The sequence below is a fragment of the Actinacidiphila sp. bgisy160 genome (genome assembly GCF_057707815.1).
The window spans coordinates 33607-54014 of record NZ_JBYIQW010000006.1; the positions used below are offsets into that span (position 1 = coordinate 33607).

Annotated in this window: 14 protein-coding genes; 8 read left to right on the top strand and 6 right to left on the bottom strand. The window is 68.9% G+C overall.

Features of this window, described 5'->3' with window-relative positions:
* Nucleotides 1–3: 3 nt before the first annotated feature.
* Entirely contained in the window at nt 4–300 is a 297-nt protein-coding gene (locus AC3EUJ_RS07895; RefSeq protein ID WP_431960289.1) for a hypothetical protein, read from the bottom strand.
* A 352-nt stretch (nt 301–652) separates the two neighbouring features.
* Between AC3EUJ_RS07895 and AC3EUJ_RS07900 the strand changes: the two genes are divergently transcribed.
* From AC3EUJ_RS07900 to AC3EUJ_RS07930, 7 genes are all read left to right on the top strand, one after another.
* Nucleotides 653–2416, top strand: coding sequence for an ABC transporter family substrate-binding protein (locus AC3EUJ_RS07900; protein WP_431960290.1), 1764 nt, complete (start codon nt 653–655; stop codon nt 2414–2416).
* 488 nt (nt 2417–2904) lie between these two features.
* Complete coding sequence (gene typA / locus AC3EUJ_RS07905; RefSeq protein WP_431960291.1) at nt 2905–4800, top strand: translational GTPase TypA; 1896 nt, start codon at nt 2905–2907, stop codon at nt 4798–4800.
* Between the two features lie 704 nt (nt 4801–5504).
* On the top strand, nt 5505–7139 hold the full coding sequence (locus tag AC3EUJ_RS07910) for a peptide ABC transporter substrate-binding protein (RefSeq protein ID WP_431960292.1): 1635 nt from the start codon (nt 5505–5507) through the stop codon (nt 7137–7139).
* A gap of 154 nt (nt 7140–7293) precedes the next feature.
* Complete coding sequence (locus AC3EUJ_RS07915) at nt 7294–8226, top strand: ABC transporter permease (RefSeq protein ID WP_431960293.1); 933 nt, start codon at nt 7294–7296, stop codon at nt 8224–8226.
* Nucleotides 8219–9181, top strand: coding sequence for an ABC transporter permease (locus AC3EUJ_RS07920; RefSeq protein WP_431960294.1), 963 nt, complete (start codon nt 8219–8221; stop codon nt 9179–9181). The genes AC3EUJ_RS07915 and AC3EUJ_RS07920 overlap by 8 nt, the downstream gene beginning before the upstream one ends.
* Before the next feature lie 11 nt (nt 9182–9192).
* Complete coding sequence (locus AC3EUJ_RS07925; RefSeq protein ID WP_431960296.1) at nt 9193–10248, top strand: ABC transporter ATP-binding protein; 1056 nt, start codon at nt 9193–9195, stop codon at nt 10246–10248.
* Entirely contained in the window at nt 10241–11353 is a 1113-nt protein-coding gene (locus tag AC3EUJ_RS07930; protein ID WP_431960297.1) for an ABC transporter ATP-binding protein, read from the top strand. Before AC3EUJ_RS07925 ends, AC3EUJ_RS07930 begins: the two co-directional genes overlap by 8 nt.
* Nucleotides 11354–11436: 83 nt before the next feature.
* Here AC3EUJ_RS07930 and AC3EUJ_RS07935 read toward each other — a convergent pair whose 3' ends face one another.
* From AC3EUJ_RS07935 to AC3EUJ_RS07955, 5 genes are all read right to left on the bottom strand, one after another.
* Nucleotides 11437–12405 carry a phosphotransferase gene (locus AC3EUJ_RS07935; protein WP_431960298.1) on the bottom strand — a complete coding sequence of 323 codons (969 nt, stop codon included), beginning with the start codon at nt 12403–12405 and terminating at the stop codon, nt 11437–11439.
* Between the two features lie 159 nt (nt 12406–12564).
* On the bottom strand, nt 12565–14262 hold the full coding sequence (locus tag AC3EUJ_RS07940; RefSeq protein WP_431960300.1) for an ABC transporter family substrate-binding protein: 1698 nt from the start codon (nt 14260–14262) through the stop codon (nt 12565–12567).
* Nucleotides 14263–14293: 31 nt separating this feature from the next.
* Complete coding sequence (locus AC3EUJ_RS07945) at nt 14294–16366, bottom strand: ABC transporter ATP-binding protein (RefSeq protein WP_431960301.1); 2073 nt, start codon at nt 16364–16366, stop codon at nt 14294–14296.
* A complete protein-coding gene (locus tag AC3EUJ_RS07950) occupies nt 16363–17343 on the bottom strand; it encodes an ABC transporter permease (protein ID WP_431960302.1) in 981 nt (326 codons plus the stop codon). The genes AC3EUJ_RS07945 and AC3EUJ_RS07950 overlap by 4 nt, the downstream gene beginning before the upstream one ends.
* A gap of 53 nt (nt 17344–17396) precedes the next feature.
* Nucleotides 17397–18377: an ABC transporter permease gene (locus AC3EUJ_RS07955; RefSeq protein ID WP_431960303.1), complete on the bottom strand. Its 981-nt coding sequence runs from the start codon at nt 18375–18377 to the stop codon at nt 17397–17399.
* Between the two features lie 405 nt (nt 18378–18782).
* On the opposite strand from AC3EUJ_RS07955, the gene AC3EUJ_RS07960 reads away from it, so the two are divergent.
* Nucleotides 18783–20408, top strand: a complete 1626-nt coding sequence (locus tag AC3EUJ_RS07960; protein ID WP_431960304.1) for a peptide ABC transporter substrate-binding protein — start codon at nt 18783–18785, stop codon at nt 20406–20408.

Below are 20408 nucleotides of genomic sequence, written 5' to 3' on the forward strand. Positions count from 1 at the left end.
TCCCTAGGGCGCTCGGCGGTCCGGCGCCCCCAGCCCTTCGTCTTCCGCGCCGGACCAGAGACTGGGGTCGTACGGCGTATCCGGGATCGTCACCATCTCCTGGCGCGGCTTCTGACCGGCCGGGGTGGTGGTGCCGACGCTGTCGCGCAGCAGCGCGAGATCGTCGCTGAGGTGCTTGGTGTCGGCACGCACGCGTCTCATGTCCAGGCTGTCGCCGACGTGCTGCTCCAGCTTGGACACGGCCCGGCCCAGTTCATCGAGCCGGCGTTGTACCGATGCAAGTTCGTCCTGCAGGGACATGGCTGTCCTCACCTCCGCCACGTTGCGGGTGCACGACGCTAGCGCCAAGCGAGTGTCGCGCGTCACAGTCGCGCTTGGGAAGAGATCTGCAGGGATTCTCCCACCTATGGGTGGCGCGCGCCCGGTGCGAACGCGCCGTGGCGCGCGATTCCCCCTAAGGCCGCGCACCCGTGCGGGGGTGGCGACCGGCGCACCGGGGCGGGGGTCGCGGGGGCGTTGCGCCGGGTGGGTGGGAGGAGGGGGCGCGCGACGTGTCGAAGGCGTCCGGGGCCGCGGAATGGCTTTCAGTAGGTGCGATAAGCGGCAAATAGACCGTCCCGTGATCACGGCCCCCTCGCGGAGGTACGCACGCATGGCCCGCAGCGCCACCTTGATCCGCTCCGCGACCGCCGTGGCACTGGCCGCCGCGGTCGCCGCCTCCGCCGGGTGCTCCGCCGGCAAGGACGACCCCCTCGCAGGGACCGACCTCGCCTCGGCGCCCCGGGACGGGGTACGCGACGGGGGCACCCTGCGCTGGGCCGTGGACGCGGCCCCCGGCACCCTGAACGCGTTCCAGGCCGGGGCGAACGAGGCCACCGCCCTGGTCGCCGGGGCCGTGCTGCCGGCTGCCTTCCGGCTGGACGGCAAGGGCCGCCCGCAGATGGACACCGATCTGCTGCGGTCGGCGAAGGTGGTGCGGAGCGAGCCGCAGCAGGTCGTGTCGTACCGGCTCAACCCGAAGGCGGTCTGGAGCGACGGCCGCCCGATCGGCGCCGCCGACTTCGCCGCCCAGTGGAAGGCGCTGCGCGGCACCGACGACGCGTACTGGACCGCGCGCAACGCCGGGTACGACCGGATCTCCTCCGTCACGGCCGGCAAGGGCGCGCACGAGGTGAAGGTCACCTTCGGCAAGCGGTACGCGGACTGGCAGTCGCTGTTCACCCCTCTCTACCCCAAGGGCGTCACCGGCACATCCAAGGCCTTCAACGAGGGGGCGCGCCGGACCCTGCCGGTGGCCGGCGGGCCCTTCGCGCTGGGCAGCGTGAGCGGGAAGTCCGTCACGCTGGTCCGCAACACCAAGTGGTGGGGCGACCGCGCCAAGCTGTCCCAGCTGGTCCTCGCCGCCACGCCCGCCCACCAGAGGGCCGCCGACCTGGCCTCCGGCAAGCTGGACGTGGCGGAGGTCGACCGCGACGTGACCGGCAAGCACGTGGCCGTCTACCGGACGCGCGCCGCCTCCTACACCCAGCTCGCCCTCAACGGTTCCACCGGGCCGCTCGCCGACGAGCAGGTGCGGCACGCCGTGGCCCGCGCGGTGGACCGCCGGGCCATCGCCAAGTCGGTGCTGGGACCGCTCGGCCTGCCCGACGAACCGCTCGGCAACCATCTGCTGCTGCTCACCCAGGCCGGGTACGCCGACCACAGCTCCGCCCTGGGCACGTCCGACACGAAGGCCGCCCGCGCCCTCCTGGCCGACGCGGGCTGGCAGCGCACCGCCCTGGATCCCGGGGCCGGGACAGGCGCCCGCCCCGGTGCCGGGGCGGCGGAGCGCAACCAGGCGGCGCCCGTGCACAAGGTCGAGGTCAGCGTCGTCGAACCGGCCAAGACGGTGCTGCGCAAGAACGGCAAGGCGCTGACGCTGCGCTTCGTGCTGCCCAAGTCCTCGACGACCCTGAACGCGGTCGGCGACCGCATCGCCACCATGCTCTCCGGCATCGGCGTGCGCACCGAGCTGCAGCGGGTCGCCGACGACAGCTTCTTCCGCGACCACATCGCGGCCGGAGACTTCGACCTCACCCTCTACGGCTGGCCCGGCACCGCCTTCCCGGCGACCGACACCCGCCCCATCTTCGCCAAGCCCGAGCCCGCGCCGGACGGCTCGCTGGTGGTCGCGCAGAACTATCCCCGGGTGGGCACCGACCTCATCGACCAGCTCTTCGACCAGGCCGCCGGCGAACTCGACCCGGTCAAGGCCCGCGACTTCGCCGCCCGCGCCGACGCCCGCATCTGGGCGGCCGCCGGGTCCATCCCCCTCTACCAGCGCCCCGAGCTGGTCGCGCTGCGCAAGGACGTCCTCAACGCGGGCGCCTTCGGCTTCGCGACGCCGCGCTTCCAGGACATCGGCTTCAGGAAGTGACCTCTTCTTCCGGGTGAGCGACTGCTCGGCCTCCTCCAGAGGGCCACCCCCGGCAACGCTCGCCGAGGCGCGAAGGGGCCGCGAGGTCACCCCTGAGATCGAGGAGGAGTACGCGGCGGCCCGGCTGCCGCACGAGCTCGGGCCGCAGTGCGTCACCGTCGCCTTGAGCTGTCCATGCCCGGTCGGATCTCCGCCGCCGGGCACGGCTGGCCCAGTCCGCCGTGGCCCGCTCCGAGGCGGGAGGCACCGAACCGGCGCTGCCCGTGCTCGAGCGCCTGGCGCAGGCGCTCGGCCTCGGCCCACGGGCGGAACCGGTCCCGCACACGGCCACCGCGTGAGCCCGTGACGACAGCGGCGATCATGCCCGGGCGGTCTCCGCCGCCCGAGCCCCGTACCATGGAGTGAGGCCGTGGCTCGACTCGCCCGGCGGCAGGTGTGCCGACGAGGGTATGCCGCCACACCCACCAACCCGGGAGAAGCGCCGCAGTATGCCCACGCGCAACGACATTCGTAATGTCGCCATCGTCGCCCACGTCGACCACGGGAAGACGACACTGGTCGACGCCATGCTCAAGCAGGCGGGAGCCTTCGCAGCGCACCAGCACGTGGACGACCGCGTGATGGACTCCAACGACCTGGAGCGCGAGAAGGGCATCACCATTCTCGCCAAGAACACCGCGGTGAAGTACCACCCCAAGGACGGTGGCGAGCCGATCACGATCAACATCATCGACACCCCCGGCCACGCCGACTTCGGTGGTGAGGTCGAGCGCGGTCTGTCGATGGTCGACGCGGTCGTGCTGCTCGTGGACGCCTCCGAGGGCCCGCTGCCGCAGACCCGCTTCGTGCTGCGCAAGGCGCTGGCCGCGAAGCTGCCGGTCATCCTCTGCATCAACAAGACCGACCGCCCGGACTCCCGGATCGACGAGGTCGTCAACGAGGCGTACGACCTGTTCCTGGACCTGGACGCGACCGAGGAGCAGATCGAGTTCCCGATCGTCTACGCCTGCGCGCGTGACGGTGTGGCCTCTCTCACCAAGCCGGAGGACGGCACCGTCCCGGCCGACAGCGACAGCCTGGAGCCCTTCTTCTCCACCCTGCTGGAGCACGTCCCGGCCCCGTCCTACGACGAGAGCGCCCCGCTGCAGGCGCACGTCACCAACCTGGACGCCGACAACTTCCTGGGCCGTATCGCGCTGCTCCGCGTCGAGCAGGGCGAGCTCAAGAAGGGCCAGACGGTCGCGTGGATGAAGCGCGACGGCTCGATCCAGAACGTCCGCATCACCGAGCTGATGATGACCGAGGCGCTCACCCGCAAGCCCGCCGAGAAGGCCGGCCCCGGCGACATCTGCGCCGTCGCGGGCATCCCCGAGATCACCATCGGCGAGACGCTGGCCGACCCGGAGAACCCGGTCGCGCTCCCGCTGATCACGGTGGACGAGCCGGCGATCTCCATGACGATCGGCACCAACACCTCCCCGCTGGTCGGCCGCGGCCCCGGCGGCAAGGGCGCCGACAAGTCGGCGGTCAAGGACCGCAAGGTCACCGCTCGTCTGGTCAAGGACCGGCTGGACCGCGAGCTGATCGGCAACGTCAGTCTCCGTGTGCTGCCGACCGAGCGCCCCGACGCCTGGGAGGTGCAGGGGCGCGGTGAGCTGGCGCTGGCCATCCTGGTCGAGACGATGCGCCGGGAGGGCTTCGAGCTGACCGTCGGCAAGCCGCAGGTGGTCACCCGCGAGATCGACGGCAAGGTCCACGAGCCGGTGGAGCGGATCACCATCGACGTGCCCGAGGAGCACATGGGCGCGGTGACGCAGCTCATGGGCACCCGCAAGGGCCGGATGGACAACATGTCGAACCACGGCTCCGGCTGGGTCCGCATGGAGTTCATCGTGCCGTCCCGCGGTCTGATCGGCTTCCGGACCGAGTTCCTGACCAACACCCGCGGCACGGGCATCGCCCACTCCATCCACGAGGGCCACGAGCCCTGGTTCGGCACGCTGGTGACCCGCAACAACGGCTCCCTGGTCGCCGACCGTGCCGGTGCCGTCACGGCCTTCGCGATGACCAACCTGCAGGAGCGCGGCGTGCTCTTCGTGGAGCCGGGCACCGAGGTGTACGAGGGCATGATCGTCGGCGAGAACTCCCGCGCCGACGACATGGACGTCAACATCACCAAGGAGAAGAAGCTCACGAACATGCGGTCCTCGACCGCGGACGTGGCCGAGTCCATCGTGCCGCCGCGCAAGCTCTCCCTGGAGCAGTCCCTGGAGTTCTGCCGCGACGACGAGTGCGTCGAGGTGACCCCGGAGACCGTCCGCATCCGCAAGGTCGTCCTGGACCAGAAGGAGCGCGGCCGCGCCGCGTCCCGCGCCAAGCGCTGAGGCCCCGCGGTCCGCGCCGGCGGCGCGGACGGGTTCCTCGGCGGTGTGCGACACCGGCCCGGCCGTCCCCGGTCACACGGGGGCGGCCGGGCCGCTTCGCAGCCGGTTCCGGACGGCCGTGGCGTAGCTACGACATCGCCGGACATCCACGTCGATCCCGTGCGAGCGGAGCGCAGTCTCCCGTGAGGCCGGTCACATCACGGGGCCTTTGCGGGGCCTGATGTGACCGAACTCACCGCGGCGGCGCCCACTGTGCGCGGTTCGGCCCCTGGAGTGGCGATGTGTCGCGGTTGCGCCAGTGGCGTGGGCGCGACACCTCGTTCCCTGTCGGCCCGTCAGGCACGTACATTCGCGAGGAATCTACGCGCTTTGAGGGCAACCGGATTTCAGTCCGGCGACGTCCGGATACCGGACGGCGTTCACCGGTACTTGTGTTACAAGTCCGTTTCGTCGGTGTCTGTCTACAATCCAAATGTCCGAATTGCGGGATTGTTTTGGGCCGGTTGTGACCAAAACGAGATCGTAAGTGTGTGGTTCGTAGGCCCAACGTGACCGATAGTTGGAGCCGTTGAGCTCGGGTCAATGGGTCCAAGCGCTTATGGGGAGCGCCGACTCACGAGCACAGGTGACCGGTATCACTGTCAGGGGTGTCAGTGAGGCCGGCCCTTTCACGTAAGAACAGTGACTCCTGAGGAGGCAAACCCATGCGCGGTGCCAAGAGCGCCACTTGGGTCGCAGGCGCGATCATCGTTGCCATGGCTGCTACCGCTTGCGGTGGCGGCGGTGGTGACAAGGGCAGCAAGAACGACGCTGGCGGCGTCAACCCCAACGGCAAGTTCTCCGTCGAGGTCGGCGAGCCGCAGAACCCCCTGCAGCCTGCCAACACCATGGAGTCCAACGGCAGCATCGTCGTCCGCTCGCTGTTCGCGCAGCTCGTGGACTACGACCCCAAGGGCAACATCGTCATGGTGAACGCCAAGTCGGTGGACACCAAGGACAACAAGACCTTCACGGTCACCCTGAAGGACGGCTGGACCTTCCACGACGGCACTCCGGTGACCGCCGAGTCCTACGTCAAGGCGTGGAACTGGGCCGCCAACATCAACAACGCCCAGACCAACGCGTCGTGGTTCGCCGACATCAAGGGCTTCGCCGACGTCCACCCGGACAAGGAGGGTGCGAAGCCGAAGGCCGACACCATGTCCGGCCTGAAGGTCGTCGACGACAAGACCTTCACCATCGAGCTCACCACCCCGATCCCGTACTTCGTGTACAAGCTCGGCTACGAGGTGTTCTCGCCGCTGCCGGAGTCCTTCTACAAGGACCCGAAGGCCGCCGGTGAGAACCCGGTCGGCAACGGCCCGTACCAGTTCGTCAAGTGGGACCACAAGAAGCAGATCGAGGTCAAGCGCTTCGACGGCTACAAGGGCCCGGACAAGGCGAAGAACGGCGGTGTGATCTTCAAGAACTACACCGGCCTCGAGGCTGCGTACGAGGACCTGAAGTCCGGCAACGTCGACGTCCTGCGTCAGATCGGCCCGAAGGACCTCCCGGTCTACCGTGACGACCTCGGCGACCGCGCCGTGGACCAGGCGTACTCCGCCATCCAGTCCATCGTCCCGGCCTTCTACTCCAAGCAGTGGAAGAACGTCGACCCCAAGGTCATCCAGGGTCTGTCGATGGCGATCGACCGCGACACCATCACCAAGACCGTTCTCCAGGGCACCCGTGAGCCCGCCACCGGCTTCGTCGCCAAGGGCGTGCTCGGCTACCAGGACAACGTGGGCGGCGACGTCTTCAAGTACGACCCCGCGAAGGCCAAGGAGCTCATCAAGGCCGGCGGCGGCGTCCCCGGCAACAAGATCTCCATCCAGTACAACGCCGACGGCGGCCACAAGGAGTGGGTGGAGGCCGTCTGCAACAGCATCACCAACGCGACCGGCGTCAAGTGCTCCGGCGACTCCAAGGCCGACTTCCAGAGCGACCTGGACGCCCGCGACGCCCAGGAGGTCAAGTCGATCTACCGCAGTGGCTGGGTGCTCGACTACCCCGTGAACGCCAACTTCATCCGCGACCTGTACGCCACCACCTCGGCGGGCAACCAGTCCGGCTTCTCCAACAAGGAGCTGGACGCGATGATCAAGAAGGCCGACACCGCGGCCACGCTCGACGAGTCGGTCAAGGAGTACCAGGCGGTCGAGAAGAAGATGGTCGAGCTCATGCCCGCCATCCCGCTCTGGTACTACAAGGTCAACGCCGGCTACTCGGAGAACGTCTCGAACGTCCAGTACGCCCAGAACGGTGACCCGATCCTCACCGGCGTCGAGGTCAAGAAGTAACCATCGCGTAGTGAGCACGCCGGTGCGGGGCTGACGGAGACGTCAGACGCGCGGGGTGCAGGCAACGGCTGGGGGGCCCTTCTCCCGTCTTCCCGAAGGGGAGGACGGGGGAAGGGCCCGTCTCTGCTGCCACAGCGACTGACATGGAGGCACGATGGGGCGTTACGTCGCGCGGCGACTGCTCCAGATGATCCCGGTTTTCATCGGGACGACTCTGCTGATCTTTCTCATGGTCTATGCCCTCCCCGGCGACCCCGTACGGGCGCTCGGCGGTGACAAGGGCATCGATCCGGCGACCGTGGCGCGGATCCGTCACGAGCTCGGTCTCGACCAGCCGATCCTGAAGCAGTACTGGGATTACATGACGGGCATCATCCTGCACTTCGACTTCGGCAATCAGATTGCCAGCGGTCGGCCGGTGCGGGACGTGCTCGGCGACGCGTTCCCGGTGACGTTCCGGCTCGCGGGGCTCTCCTTCGTGATCGAGCTGGTCGTGGGCATCGCCCTCGGTGTCTGGGCCGGCATGCGGGCGGGCAAGCTCGCCGACTCGCTGGTGCTGATCTTCACCCTGCTGCTGATCTCGGTCCCGGTCTTCGTCCTCGGCTTCATCTTCAAGCTGGTCTTCGCCTTCCAGCTCGGATGGATGACGCCGAACGTCCAGGACGACACGAACTACAGCCAGTTGCTGATGCCGGCCATCGTGCTGGCCAGCCTCTCGCTGGCCTACGTGGCGCGCCTCACCCGTACCTCCATAGCCGAGAACCTGCGCGCCGACTACATGCGGACCGCCGTCGCCAAGGGCCTGCCCCGGCGCCGGGTGGTCGGTGTGCACCTGATGCGCAACTCGATGATCCCGGTGGTCACCTTCCTCGGCACGGACATCGGCGCCCTGATGGGCGGTGCGGTCGTCACCGAGGGTCTGTTCAACATCCACGGTGTCGGCGGCACGATCTACGAGTCCATCCTGCGCCGCGAGGGGACCACGCTGGTCGGCCTCGTCACCGTCCTCGTGCTGGTCTTCCTCTTCACCAGCCTGATCGTCGACCTGCTCTACGCGGTCCTGGACCCGAGGATCCGTTATGCCTGACGTCACCAAGACCGCCGTCGAGAACGCGGACCCGGCGGCCACCACGGCCGCGGACGCCGCTGCCGTCACCGGGGCCGTGTCCCAGGCGGAGAAGGCGCGCAGCCTGTGGGGCGACGCCTGGCGGGACCTGCGCCGCAACCCCTACTTCGTGGTCTCCGGCATCCTGATCCTGCTCCTCCTGATCATCGCGATCTTCCCGGGCCTGTTCACCAGCGCCTCGCCGACCTACGCCGACCTGCGGAACCACTACCTGGGCAAGCCCGAGTACGGGAAGGTGTTCTCGGCGGAGTGGCTCGGTTACGACGGGCAGGGCCGCAGCGTCTACGCCCGAGTGATCTACGGGACCCGGGCCTCGATCACGGTCGGCATCAGCGTGACCGTCCTGGTCACCGTGCTGGGCGGCCTGGTCGGCATGATCGCCGGCTACTTTGGCGGCTGGGTCGACACGATCCTCTCCCGGATCACCGACATCTTCTTCGCGGTCCCCTTCCTGCTCGGCACGCTGGTCGTCCTGAACTCCTTCACCAACCGCACCGTCTGGGTGGTCTCCGGCGCCCTGGCCTTCCTCGGCTGGACGCAGATCGCCCGTGTCATGCGCGGTTCGGTGATCACGATCAAGCAGGCCGACTACGTGCACGCTGCCCAGGCCCTGGGCGCGAGCACCACCCGGATCCTGATGAAGCACATCCTTCCGAACGCCGTCGCCCCGGTGATCGTGGTCGCCACCATCGCGCTCGGCGGCTACATCTCGGCCGAGGCGACCCTGTCCTACCTCGGCCTCGGTCTGCCCACGTCCGTGGTCTCCTGGGGCCAGGACATCTCCGGCGGTGCCCAGCAGATCCGTACGGCGCAGCACATCATGCTGTACCCGTCGATCATGCTGAGCATCACGGTCCTGGCGTTCATCATGCTCGGCGATGCGGTCCGCAACGCCCTCGACCCCAAGCTGCGCTGAGGGAGGCGTACGTGACCATCATCGACAAGAACGCGGACGTGCCCGCGCCCCGTACCGGGGACGCCGCCGCTCCGCTGCTGGAAGTGCGCGACCTGCACGTGGAGTTCCACACCCGGGACGGCGTCGCCAAGGCCGTCAACGGTGTGAACTACACGGTGTCGGCCGGTGAGACGCTGGCAGTGCTGGGCGAGTCCGGCTCCGGCAAGTCCGTCACCGCGCAGGCGATCATGGGCATCCTCGACATGCCGCCGGGGAGGATCCCGCAGGGCGAGATCCTCTTCCAGGGCCGCGACATGCTCAAGATGTCGGGCGAGGAGCGCCGGAAGATCCGCGGCCGCAAGATCGCGATGATCTTCCAGGACGCGCTGTCCTCGCTGAACCCGGTGCTCACCGTCGGCTACCAGCTGGGCGAGATGTTCCGGGTCCACCAGGGCCTGTCCAAGAAGGAAGCCAAGGCCAAGGCCATCGAGATGATGGACCGGGTCCGCATCCCGGCGGCGAAGGAGCGGGTCAACGACTACCCGCACCAGTTCTCCGGCGGTATGCGCCAGCGCATCATGATCGCGATGGCGCTCGCCCTGGAGCCCGAGCTGATCATCGCCGACGAGCCGACCACCGCGCTCGACGTGACGGTGCAGGCGCAGGTCATGGACCTGCTCGCGGACCTGCAGCGCGAGTACAACATGGGCCTGATCCTCATCACCCACGACCTCGGCGTGGTCGCCGACGTCGCGGACAAGATCGCCGTGATGTACGCGGGCCGGATCGTGGAGACCGCGCCCGTGCACGAGATCTACAAGCGCCCGGCGCACCCGTACACCAAGGGCCTGCTGGAGTCGATCCCGCGCCTGGACCAGAAGGGCCAGGAGCTCTACGCGATCAAGGGCCTGCCCCCGAACCTGCTGCGCATCCCCACCGGCTGCGCCTTCAACCCGCGCTGCGAGATGGCGCAGGACATCTGCCGCACCGAGGTCCCCGCGCTGCACCGGGTGACCGAGCAGGACGGCAGCGAGCTGCCGGGCCGCGGCAGCGCGTGCCACTTCTGGAAGGAGACGATCCATGGCTGACGTCACCAAGAACGACGAGGCCGTCTCCGACGAGGTGGCGGCGGTGGAGGCCGCGATCGCCAAGCCGGTCGAGCGCGGCGAGCCGATCCTCCAGGTGCGCAACCTGGTCAAGCACTTCCCGCTGACCCAGGGCATCCTCTTCAAGAAGCAGATCGGCGCCGTCAAGGCGGTCGACGGGGTCTCCTTCGACCTGTACCAGGGCGAGACCCTGGGCATCGTGGGCGAGTCCGGCTGCGGCAAGTCGACCGTCGCCAAGCTGCTGATGAACCTGGAGCGGGCCACCGCCGGCGAGGTCTTCTACAAGGGGCAGGACATCACCAAGCTGTCCCGCCGCGCCCTGAAGGCCGTGCGCCGGAACATCCAGATGGTGTTCCAGGACCCGTACACCTCGCTGAACCCGCGGATGACGGTCGGCGACATCATCGGCGAGACCTACGACATCCACCCCGAGGTGGCCCCGAAGGGCGACCGGCGCCGCAAGGTGCAGGAGCTGCTGGACGTCGTCGGCCTGAACCCGGAGTACATCAACCGGTACCCGCACCAGTTCTCCGGCGGCCAGCGGCAGCGCATCGGCATCGCCCGCGGCCTGGCGCTCAACCCGGAGATCATCATCTGCGACGAGCCGGTCTCGGCGCTGGACGTCTCCGTGCAGGCGCAGGTGATCAACCTGATGGAGAAGCTGCAGGACGAGTTCAACCTCTCCTACATCTTCATCGCGCACGACCTGTCGATCGTCCGCCACATCTCGGACCGCGTCGGCGTGATGTACCTGGGCAAGATGGCCGAGATCGGTACCGACACCGAGATCTACGACCACCCGACCCACCCGTACACCCAGGCCCTGCTGTCGGCGGTGCCGGTGCCGGACCCGGAGGCGCGCGAGCACCGCGAGCGCATCATCCTGACCGGTGACGTCCCGTCGCCGGCCAACCCGCCGTCGGGCTGCCGTTTCCGCACCCGCTGCTGGAAGGCCCAGGACCGGTGCGCCACCGAGGAGCCGCTGCTGGCCATCCCGCAGCGCTTCCAGGGTGACGACACCCCGGCCGCGCACGAGTCGGCGTGCCACTTCGCCGAGGAGAAGGACGTCGTCCACGCGGTGCACTGAGCACCAGCCGTACCGCCCACGAGGGGCGCCCGCGCGAACACCGCGCGGGCGCCCCTCGGCGTTCAGGGGCCGTGCAGGGCTGTTCACGGCCGTACGGGACGGTCGTCCGGCCCGGCGAGCGCGAGCGCGGTGAGGAAGGCCCGCTGGTGCGGGTCGGCCCAGTCGCCGCTCTCGGTGGCGTCCAGGAGCGTCCAGACGCCCCACTCGACCTGCATGTAGCGCACGGCCGCCGGCCACGCGGCCACCTCGGCCGCGGTCAGCGTGCAGTGGCGGCGGTAGGCGCCGTGGAAGACGGCCCATTCGCGGGGCGTGAACGGCCGTGGCGGGGCGCCCGGCGACTCGGTGTGGAAGAGCAGCAGCGCCAGTGCGAGGTCGAGCAGCCGGGGCGCGTACTCGGCGTTCTCGGGGTCGACCAGGACCGGTCCGCCGCCGGAGTAGACCAGGTTGTTCGCCTTGAAGTCCATCGACGCGACGACATGGGGCAGGCCCCCGTCGCGCAGCTCGGGCATCAGCCGCGTCATCAGCGACCGCGACCACCGCTCCAGCCGGGCCGTGGCGGCCTGCCGGACCGCCGGAGCGTACTGCTCCAGGGCGGGGCGCAGCGCGTCGAGGTCGGCCTCCAGGTCCGCCGGTTCGTGGTCCGGCCAGGTGAAGGCGGGGACGCCGGCGGGGCCTTCGGCGCTGTGCGCGTGCAGCCGTCCCAGCAGGTCGCCCGCCGCCTCGATGTCGGCCTCCGCGCCGGAGTAGGGGCGGCCCTCCACCCAGGGGTAGGCCACCCAGGCCTCCTCGCCGATCGTGGCCGGGTTCGCGGCGGGCCCGTCGAGCGGGGTCACCACCGGTACGCCGCGGGCCGCCAGGGCGCGCGTCCAGCCGGCGACGGCCGCCGCCGCGGGCTCCGGCGAGGCGGCCCTCTTCAGCACCGCTTCCGTACCGTCCACTCGGCACCGGAAGACCGGTGAGTGCGGGTGCAGCGAGCGGGCGGGACGATCGGCCCGCGCCACCCCGAAATGGGCGAAGACATCGGCGTAGGGCAGGGAGCTCGCGAGCGGCATGGCGGGGATCCTGTCCTTCGCGGGGGCGGGCCGCGGGCCGGTGGGTGCGGGGCGGTCAACTGTGCCACAGCGAGGGTCACTTGGTCCACGCAATAGGAAGGCGTCCGCCCCGTCACCGGGCGGTGACGGGGCGGACGCGGTGCCGGGAGCCGGCGCGGCCTACTTCAGGAAGCCGATGTTCTCGTAGCGCAGGTCCTGGAACCCGTAGGCCCCGATGTTGGCCAGGTTCTTCTTCACCGCGTAGATGTCGGGACGCTGGTACAGCGGGAGCAGGTTGGCCTGCTGCCAGATCAGCAGGTCCGCGGCGTTGGCGTCGTCGATCGCCTGGGCCGGGTCGGTGTCGGCGGCGGCCTTGTTCATGGCCGCGTCCAGCTCGTCGCTGCCGACGCCGGTGTAGTTCTGCTGGATGTTGTCACCCACGGGCTTGGCGTAGATCGACTTGGTCGACGACACCGGGAAGGACGTGCCGAGCCAGGAGAAGGCCGTCAGGTCGAAGCTGCCGGTGTTGACGTACTTGTCGAAGAACTCCTGCAGCGGCACCGACTTGATGTTCATCTTGATGCCGACCGCCTTGAGCATCGGCTGCATCAGCTTGCCCTCGTTGGCGGAGGTGCTGACGTTCGCCGGGATGACGAAGTCGAGCTCCAGGGTCTTGCCGCCCTTGGTGCGGAACTCGCCGTCCTGCTTCCAGCCGGCCTCGTCCAGCAGGCTCTTGGCCTTGGCCTGGTCGAAGGTGCCGATGCCGGTGGAGTTGTCCTTGTAGCCCTTCTGGTTGGTGACGAAGAAGTGGTTGTTCAGCGGCTTGGCGTCCCAGTCCAGGCCCTGCAGGTCGGACTCGGCGATGGCCTGCCGGTTCAGGGCGGACATGATGGCCTGGCGGACCTTGACCTCCTTCAGCGGGCCGCGGGCACCGTTGAAGGTGACGTGGCGGTAGTTGGGGCCGGCCGCCTTGCGGAGGTCGGCGCCCTTGACCTCCTTGGCCTGCTTGTAGGCGGCCGAGTCGGGTCCGACGTTGAAGAAGTCGACCTCGCCGTTGGCGAAGGCGCCGGCGGTGGCGTCCGAGTCCAGGGCGCGGTAGATGATCTTGTCCAGGATGGCCTTGTTGCCCCACCAGCTGTCGTCGCGCACGACGGTCAGGGTCTTGGTGGTCTTGTCGATGCCCTGGAACTTGAAGGCGCCCGCGGTGACCGGGAACTTGCCCAGGTAGCCGGTGTTGAAGCCGTCCGGGGTGCCGATGACCTTGGCCGGGTAGAGCGGGCTGAACAGGCTCTTCCAGTCACCGAAGGGGCTGGAGAAGGTGACCACGGCCTCCTGGTCGTTGGCGCCCTTGGCGACGCCGCTGATCAGCTCGTAGCCCGTGCTGGAGGAGATCTTGTACTTGGCGTCCTTGCCGTTCAGCGCCTTCCAGCTGGCCTCGAAGTCCTTCCAGGACAGCGGGGTGCCGTCGGACCACTTGGCCTTGGGGTTGATCTTGTACGTGACGACCTGCTTGCCGGAGCTGTCGGCGACCTCCGCCGAGGTCAGGTAGTCCGGGTTCGGGGTGACCGTGCCGGTGGCGTCCGACATCATGATGATCGGCATCACGGCGCGCTCGACGTCGTAGCCGTCGGCCAGGGTGCCGTCGATCTGGTTGTAGTTGAAGTTCTCCGCGATCTCGCCCAGCGGCCAGTTCAGGGTGCCACCCTGCTTGAGCTGGTCGCGGTCGGTGGCCTTGATGTTGTTGACGCTGGACTTGGGCACCGAGTTCTTCTTGGACGCGGCGTCGCTCTTCCCGTCCCCGCCGCCGCATGCGGTCAGGGTCAGCGCGCTCGCCGTGGCCAGCGCCACCACGGCGACGGACATACGTGTTCTGTTCAACGGACTCTCTCTCCTCTTGCGGGGTGGGAAATCACACGACGGTGACGGCGGCGGCGAAGTGGCAGGCCGCGGTGTGGTCGCCCGCCAGTCCGGTCGGTGCCGGGTCCTCCTCGCGGCACCGGCCGCGGTCGGACTCGTCGAGGGAGGCGAACTTCGGGCAGCGGTTGCGGAACCGGCAGCCGGTCGGCACGTCCGCGGGGCTGGGAAGGTCGCCGGTGAGCAGGATGCGCCTGCGTTCGCGCTCCTTGCGGGGATCGGGCAGCGGCACCGCGGAGAGCAGCGCCTGGGTGTACGGGTGGGAGGGCGCCTCGAAGACCGCCTCGGCGGAGCCGAGTTCGACGATCCGGCCGAGGTACATCACCGCGATCCGGTCGGCGATGTGCCGTACGACCGACAGGTCGTGCGCCACGAAGAGGTAGCTCAGGTTCATGCGCGCCTTGAGCTCGTCCAGCAGGTTGAGCACACCGGCCTGGATGGAGACGTCCAGGGCCGACACCGGCTCGTCCAGGACGACGAGCTTCGGCTCCAGCGCCAGCGCCCTGGCGATGCTGATGCGCTGGCGCTGCCCGCCGGAGAACTCCGCGGGGAAGCGGTCCACGTGGTCCGGGTCGAGCCCGACCTGGCCCAGCAGCTCCGGCACCCGGGCGGCGATGCGGTCCCGGGACCAGCCGTGGGTCTTGAGGGGCTCGGCGAGGATGTCGCCGACCGGCATCCGCGGGTCGAGCGCGGCCATCGGGTCCTGGAAGACCACCTGCAGGTCGCGGCGGAGCGCCTTGCGCTCGGCGCCCTTCAGCCCCCGGATGTCCTTGCCGAAGACGGTGACCGTGCCGGACTGCCCCGAGGGCAGGTCGAGGATCTCCAGCAGCGTGGTGGTCTTGCCGCAGCCCGACTCGCCCACCAGGCCGAGGGTCTCGCCCTCGCGGATGTCGAAGCTGATGCCGTCGACCGCGCGCACCTCGCCCACCTTGCGCTTGATGACCGCGCCCTGGAGCAGCGGGAAGTGCTTGACCAGCCCGTCGACCTCCAGCACCGGGGCACGGTCCGCGCGCGGCACGGAGTCGGCCGGGACCTCGGGCAGCGCCGGCACCGGATAGATGGTCGCGGGGTCGAGGGCGCCGCCCGCCACCAGCTCGTGGCTGCGGTGGCAGGCCGTGGGGTGGTTGCCCCCCTCGCGCAACGTCAGCTCGGGCTCGACGCGTCGGCACACGTCGGTGACGATGGGGCAGCGGGCCGCGAAGGGGCAGCCGGTCGGCAGATCCACCATCGAGGGCGGGTTGCCGTCGATCGGGGTCAGCGCGTGGCGCCCGCCGTCGTCGAGCCGGGGGATCGAGCCGAGCAGGCCGATGGTGTACGGCATGCGCGGGGAGTAGTAGACGTCGTCCACGGTCCCGGTCTCCACCGGGCGGCCCGCGTACATCACCTGGACCCGGTCGGCGAAGCCGGCCACCACGCCCAGGTCGTGGGTGATCATGACGATGGCGGCGCCGGTGACCTCCTGGGCCTTCTTCAGCACGTCCAGGATCTGCGCCTGGATGGTCACGTCCAAGGCGGTCGTCGGCTCGTCGGCGATGATCACCTCGGGGTCGTTGGCGATCGCCATGGCGATCATCGCGCGCTGGCGCATGCCGCCGGAGAACTCGTGCGGGAAGGCGTCGGCGCGCCGCGCCGGGTCCGGGATGCCGACCAGGTCCAGCAGCTCGATCGCGCGCTTGCGGGCCGCGTCCTTGTCGAGGTCCTGGTGGATCCGCAGCGCCTCGACGATCTGGTCGCCGACGGAGTAGACCGGGGTCAGCGCGGACAGCGGGTCCTGGAAGACCATCGCGATGTCCTTGCCGCGGATCTCCGTCATGTCCCGGTCGTCCAGCTCCAGCAGCTCACGGCCGTGCAGCTTGATCGAGCCCTTGATGTCGGCGGTCTCCGGGAGCAGTCCGAGGACGGCGAGGGAGGAGACGGACTTGCCGGAGCCGGACTCGCCGACGATGCCGAGGACCTCGCCGGGACGCACGGAGAAGGACACGCCGCGCACGGCCCTGACCGGCCCGGCCTCGCTCGGGAAGGAGACGTGGAGGTCGGTGACCTCAAGGGCGGGGGGCGTCTCGCTCACGACGTGCGTCCTTCCTTGGTGGTGCTCTTGGAGGTGCGGGGGGCGCGGGCCTTGGCGCCGCTGGAGTTGGGGTCGAGTGCGTCGCGCAGGCCGTCGCCGATGAAGGCGATGGACAGGCAGATCAGCACCAGGCAGCCGGCCGGGAAGTAGAACAGCCACGGGAAGGACGGGGCCGCCGGGGTGCCGGTGGCGATGACCGTGCCCAGCGAGACGTCGGGGGACTGCACACCGAAGCCGAAGTAGGACAGGCTGGTCTCGCCGATGATCGCCGCGCCGACCTGGATCGTCCCGTCGATGATCAGCATCGAGGCCATCGACGGCAGGATGTGCCGGAAGATGATGACCGGCGCGGGCACGCCCATGTACTTGGCGGCCTTGACGAATTCACGGTCCTTCAGGGTGAGCGTCATGCTGCGGACCACTCGGCCGGTGATCATCCAGCTGAACCCCGCCAGCAGCACCACGAACACCAGCCAGGTGGTGCCCTGGAACAGGGGCGACAGCACCGCGATGATCAGGAAGCTGGGCATCACCAGCAGTAGGTCGACCACCCACATCAGAGAGCGGTCCGTCCAGCCGCCGAAGTAGCCCGCGCAGGCGCCGACCGCGGCGGCGACGAAGGTGCAGATGAGACCGGTCAGGATGCCGATCACCAGTGACTTCTGCATACCGCGGGCGGTGAGCGCGAAGAGGTCGGAGCCCGTCTGGTCGGTGCCGAACCAGTGGCTCGCCGACGGTGGCTTCTGGAAGGCGGTGAAGTCGAGCTCGGTGTAGTCCCACTTGTAGAACAGCGGCGAGACATAGGCCATCAGGAAGAGCAGGACCAGCATGACCAGCCCGAACAGGGCCATGCGGTTGCGGGAAAAGCGGACGGCGGTGAGCCGGAGCCGGCTGCTCGCGCGGCGCTTGGCGGGCTGGTCGGCCAATGCGGTGGGCGCCTGCGCGGGAGGCTGTACGGAGGGGGTCTGGACGGCCATGGGTGGACGCTCCTGGAACGCGGGATCGGGGCGGCGGAAGGGTGCGGTGGGTCTCAGCGCACCCGTACGCGGGGATCGAGCGCCGCGTAGAGCACATCGGACAGCAGGCCGGCGATCAGGACCACGAACGCCGTGAACATGCCGACGGCGGCGACCGCGTTGACGTCGTTCGTGCTGATGGAGTTGACCAGCCACTCGCCCATGCCGTGCCAGCCGAAGATCTTCTCGGTGAAGGTCGCGCCGGTGAAGAGCAGGACGACGTTGTAGACCAGCAGCGGGACCACCGGGAGGACCGCGGTGCGCAGGCCGTGCTTCATCAGCGCCGCCCGCCGCGACAGGCCCTTGGCCCGGGCGGTGCGCAGGAAGTCGCTGCCGAGGACGTCCAGCATGGTGCTGCGCTGGTAGCGGCTGTACAGGGCGATCTGGATGACGATCAGGGTCAGGCTGGGCAGCAGCAGGTGCTGCAGCCGGCTGGCGAGGATCTCCCCCGTCCCGGTCAGGCCGGGATCGTACTCACCCGTGTACTCGATGACCTTGTGTCCCACGGCGTCGTTGATGTCGATCGCCCAGAGTTTGAAGGTCACCGCGATCACGAACACCGGCATGGCCAGGACGAAGAAGGAGGCCAGTGTGGTGACCCGGTCCGATGTCCGGTACTGCCTGATGGCCCCCCAGGCACCCATCAGGACACCGCCGATGGAGCCCAGGATGGTGGCGATCAGCAGCAGGCGGGTGCTCACCCCGACGCGGCGGCCGAACTCATCGTTGACCTCGCCGCCGGTGACGGTCCGTCCGAGGTCCCCGTGCGCCACGCCGTTCGCCCAGTGGGCGAAGCGGACCACGACCGGGGTGTCGGGGTTGAGATTGTAGTCGTTCAGGGTGGCCGTCACCGAGGAGGCCGCCACCGGGGGGTTCCGGCCGGCGAAATTGGCGCGCGGGTTCAGGCTGATCGCCGCCAGGAAGTACGTGAGGGAGGCCGCGATGAGAACCAGCGCCACGTGGTTGATCAGTCGGCGCAGCAGGTAACGGCCCACGGCTCACACTCTCAGTCGGTTCGTTTCGAACGAATAACAAGATTGAACTTTGTTCACCGGCCGCTTCTGACATACTGGTGTAGCACGGCCGAAACATTTGCCCCGGCCGTCTGCGCAGGTCGTGCGTATTCCGGCCGGGCTTGCAGGGTTGATGGGACTTTCGCAACCGAATTGTGGCCGCGTCAACGAGCACCGGTTCGTCGTGATGGATCCTTTATTTTTTTGGTCGAAATTTAACCTGACTATCGGGATGACCCTCATTGACGGACCGGCACATAGGGAAAACCCTCTGTCCCCCTCGGGGCGGCCCCGGGCCGGTGAGCCGCTGTGCAATATGTCAGGGTTTGCGATGTCATGGTGAGCCTCGTGTCCTTCATGGCGTAGAGCTCCCCGAGGAGGCATCCGATGCGACGGAGCGCGGCGAGGTGGGCCGTCGGCACGGCCGCGGCCGCCCTGGTGGCGACGGGCTGCGGGGGTGGGGACGGGGGCGGCGCGAGCGACGGCTCCGGCGTGTTCAGCGCCTCGTGGACCGACCCGCGCAATCCGCTGGAGCCCGCCAACACCAATGAGGTGCAAGGCGGCAAGGTGCTCGACATGATCTTCCGCGGCCTGAAGAAGTACAACCCGCGGACGGCCGCCGCCGAGAACGTCATCGCCGACTCGATCACGACCACCGACCAGCGGACCTTCAAGATCAAGATCAAGGACGGCTGGACCTTCGGCAACGGCGAGAAGGTCACCTCCGATTCGTTCATCGACGCCTGGAACTACGGGGCGCTCGTGACGAACAAGCAGATCAACGCGTCCTTCTTCCGGTACGTCGAGGGCTACGACAAGGTCCACCCGGAGTCCGGGAAACCGGCCGCCCGGAAGCTGTCCGGCCTGACCAGGCAGGACGACCTGAACTTCACCGTCACGCTCAACCAGAAGTTCTCCACCTGGCCCGACACCCTCGGCTACGCCGCCTTCATGCCGCTGCCGCGGGCCTTCTTCACCGACCACGCCGCCTGGGTGAGGAAGCCCGTCGGCAACGGCCCGTACCGCGTGGAGTCCTACACCAAGGGCCAGGGCATGCAGTTGCGGGCGTGGGACGGCTACAAGGGCGCCGACGCGGCCGTCAACGACGGCGTGGACCTCAAGGTCTACACGGACAACAACACCGCCTACACCGACCTGCAGGCCGGCAACCTCGACCTCGTCGACGACGTCCCCGCCGCCCAGTTGCAGAACGTGAGGAGCGACCTGGGCGGCCGCTACCTCAACACCCCGGCCGGCATCATCCAGACCCTCGCGTTCCCGCTCTACGACAAGGCCTGGTCGGGCAAGAACTCCGAGAAGCTCCGCCAGGGCATCTCCATGGCGATCAACCGCGACCAGATCACCCGGCAGATCTTCCACGGCACCCGCATCCCGGCGCGGGACTGGACCTCACCCGTGCTGGGCGCGGACGGCGGCTTCGACGACACCCTGTGCGGCCGGGTCTGCACCTACGACCCCGCCCGGGCGAGGCAGTTGGTCAAGGAGGGCGGCGGGCTGCCCGGCGGCACCATGAGGATCACGTACAACGCCGACAGCGGCTCCCACAAGGACTGGGTCGACGCCGTCTGCAACAGCATCAACAACGCCCTGGGCAAGGACGACGCCTGCGTCGGCGATCCCGTCGGCACCTTCGCCGACTTCCGCAACCAGATCGTGGGCCGGCGGATGAACAACCCGTTCCGGGCCGGCTGGCAGATGGACTACCCGCTGATCCAGAACTTCCTGCAGCCGCTGTACTACACCGACGCCTCCTCCAACGACGCGCACTTCAGCGATGCCCGCTTCGACCGGCTCGTCGACCGGGCGAACGCCGAGAGCGACCCCGCCAAGGCCGTGCGGACCTTCAAGGAGGCCGAGCGGATCCTGCCGCAGCAGGTCCCGGCGATCGCCCTGTGGTACCAGAACGGCAGCGCGGGCTGGTCGCAGCGGCTTTCCGGCGTCACGCTGAACCCCTTCAGCGTCCCCGTCTACGACCAGATCAAGGTCAGCTGA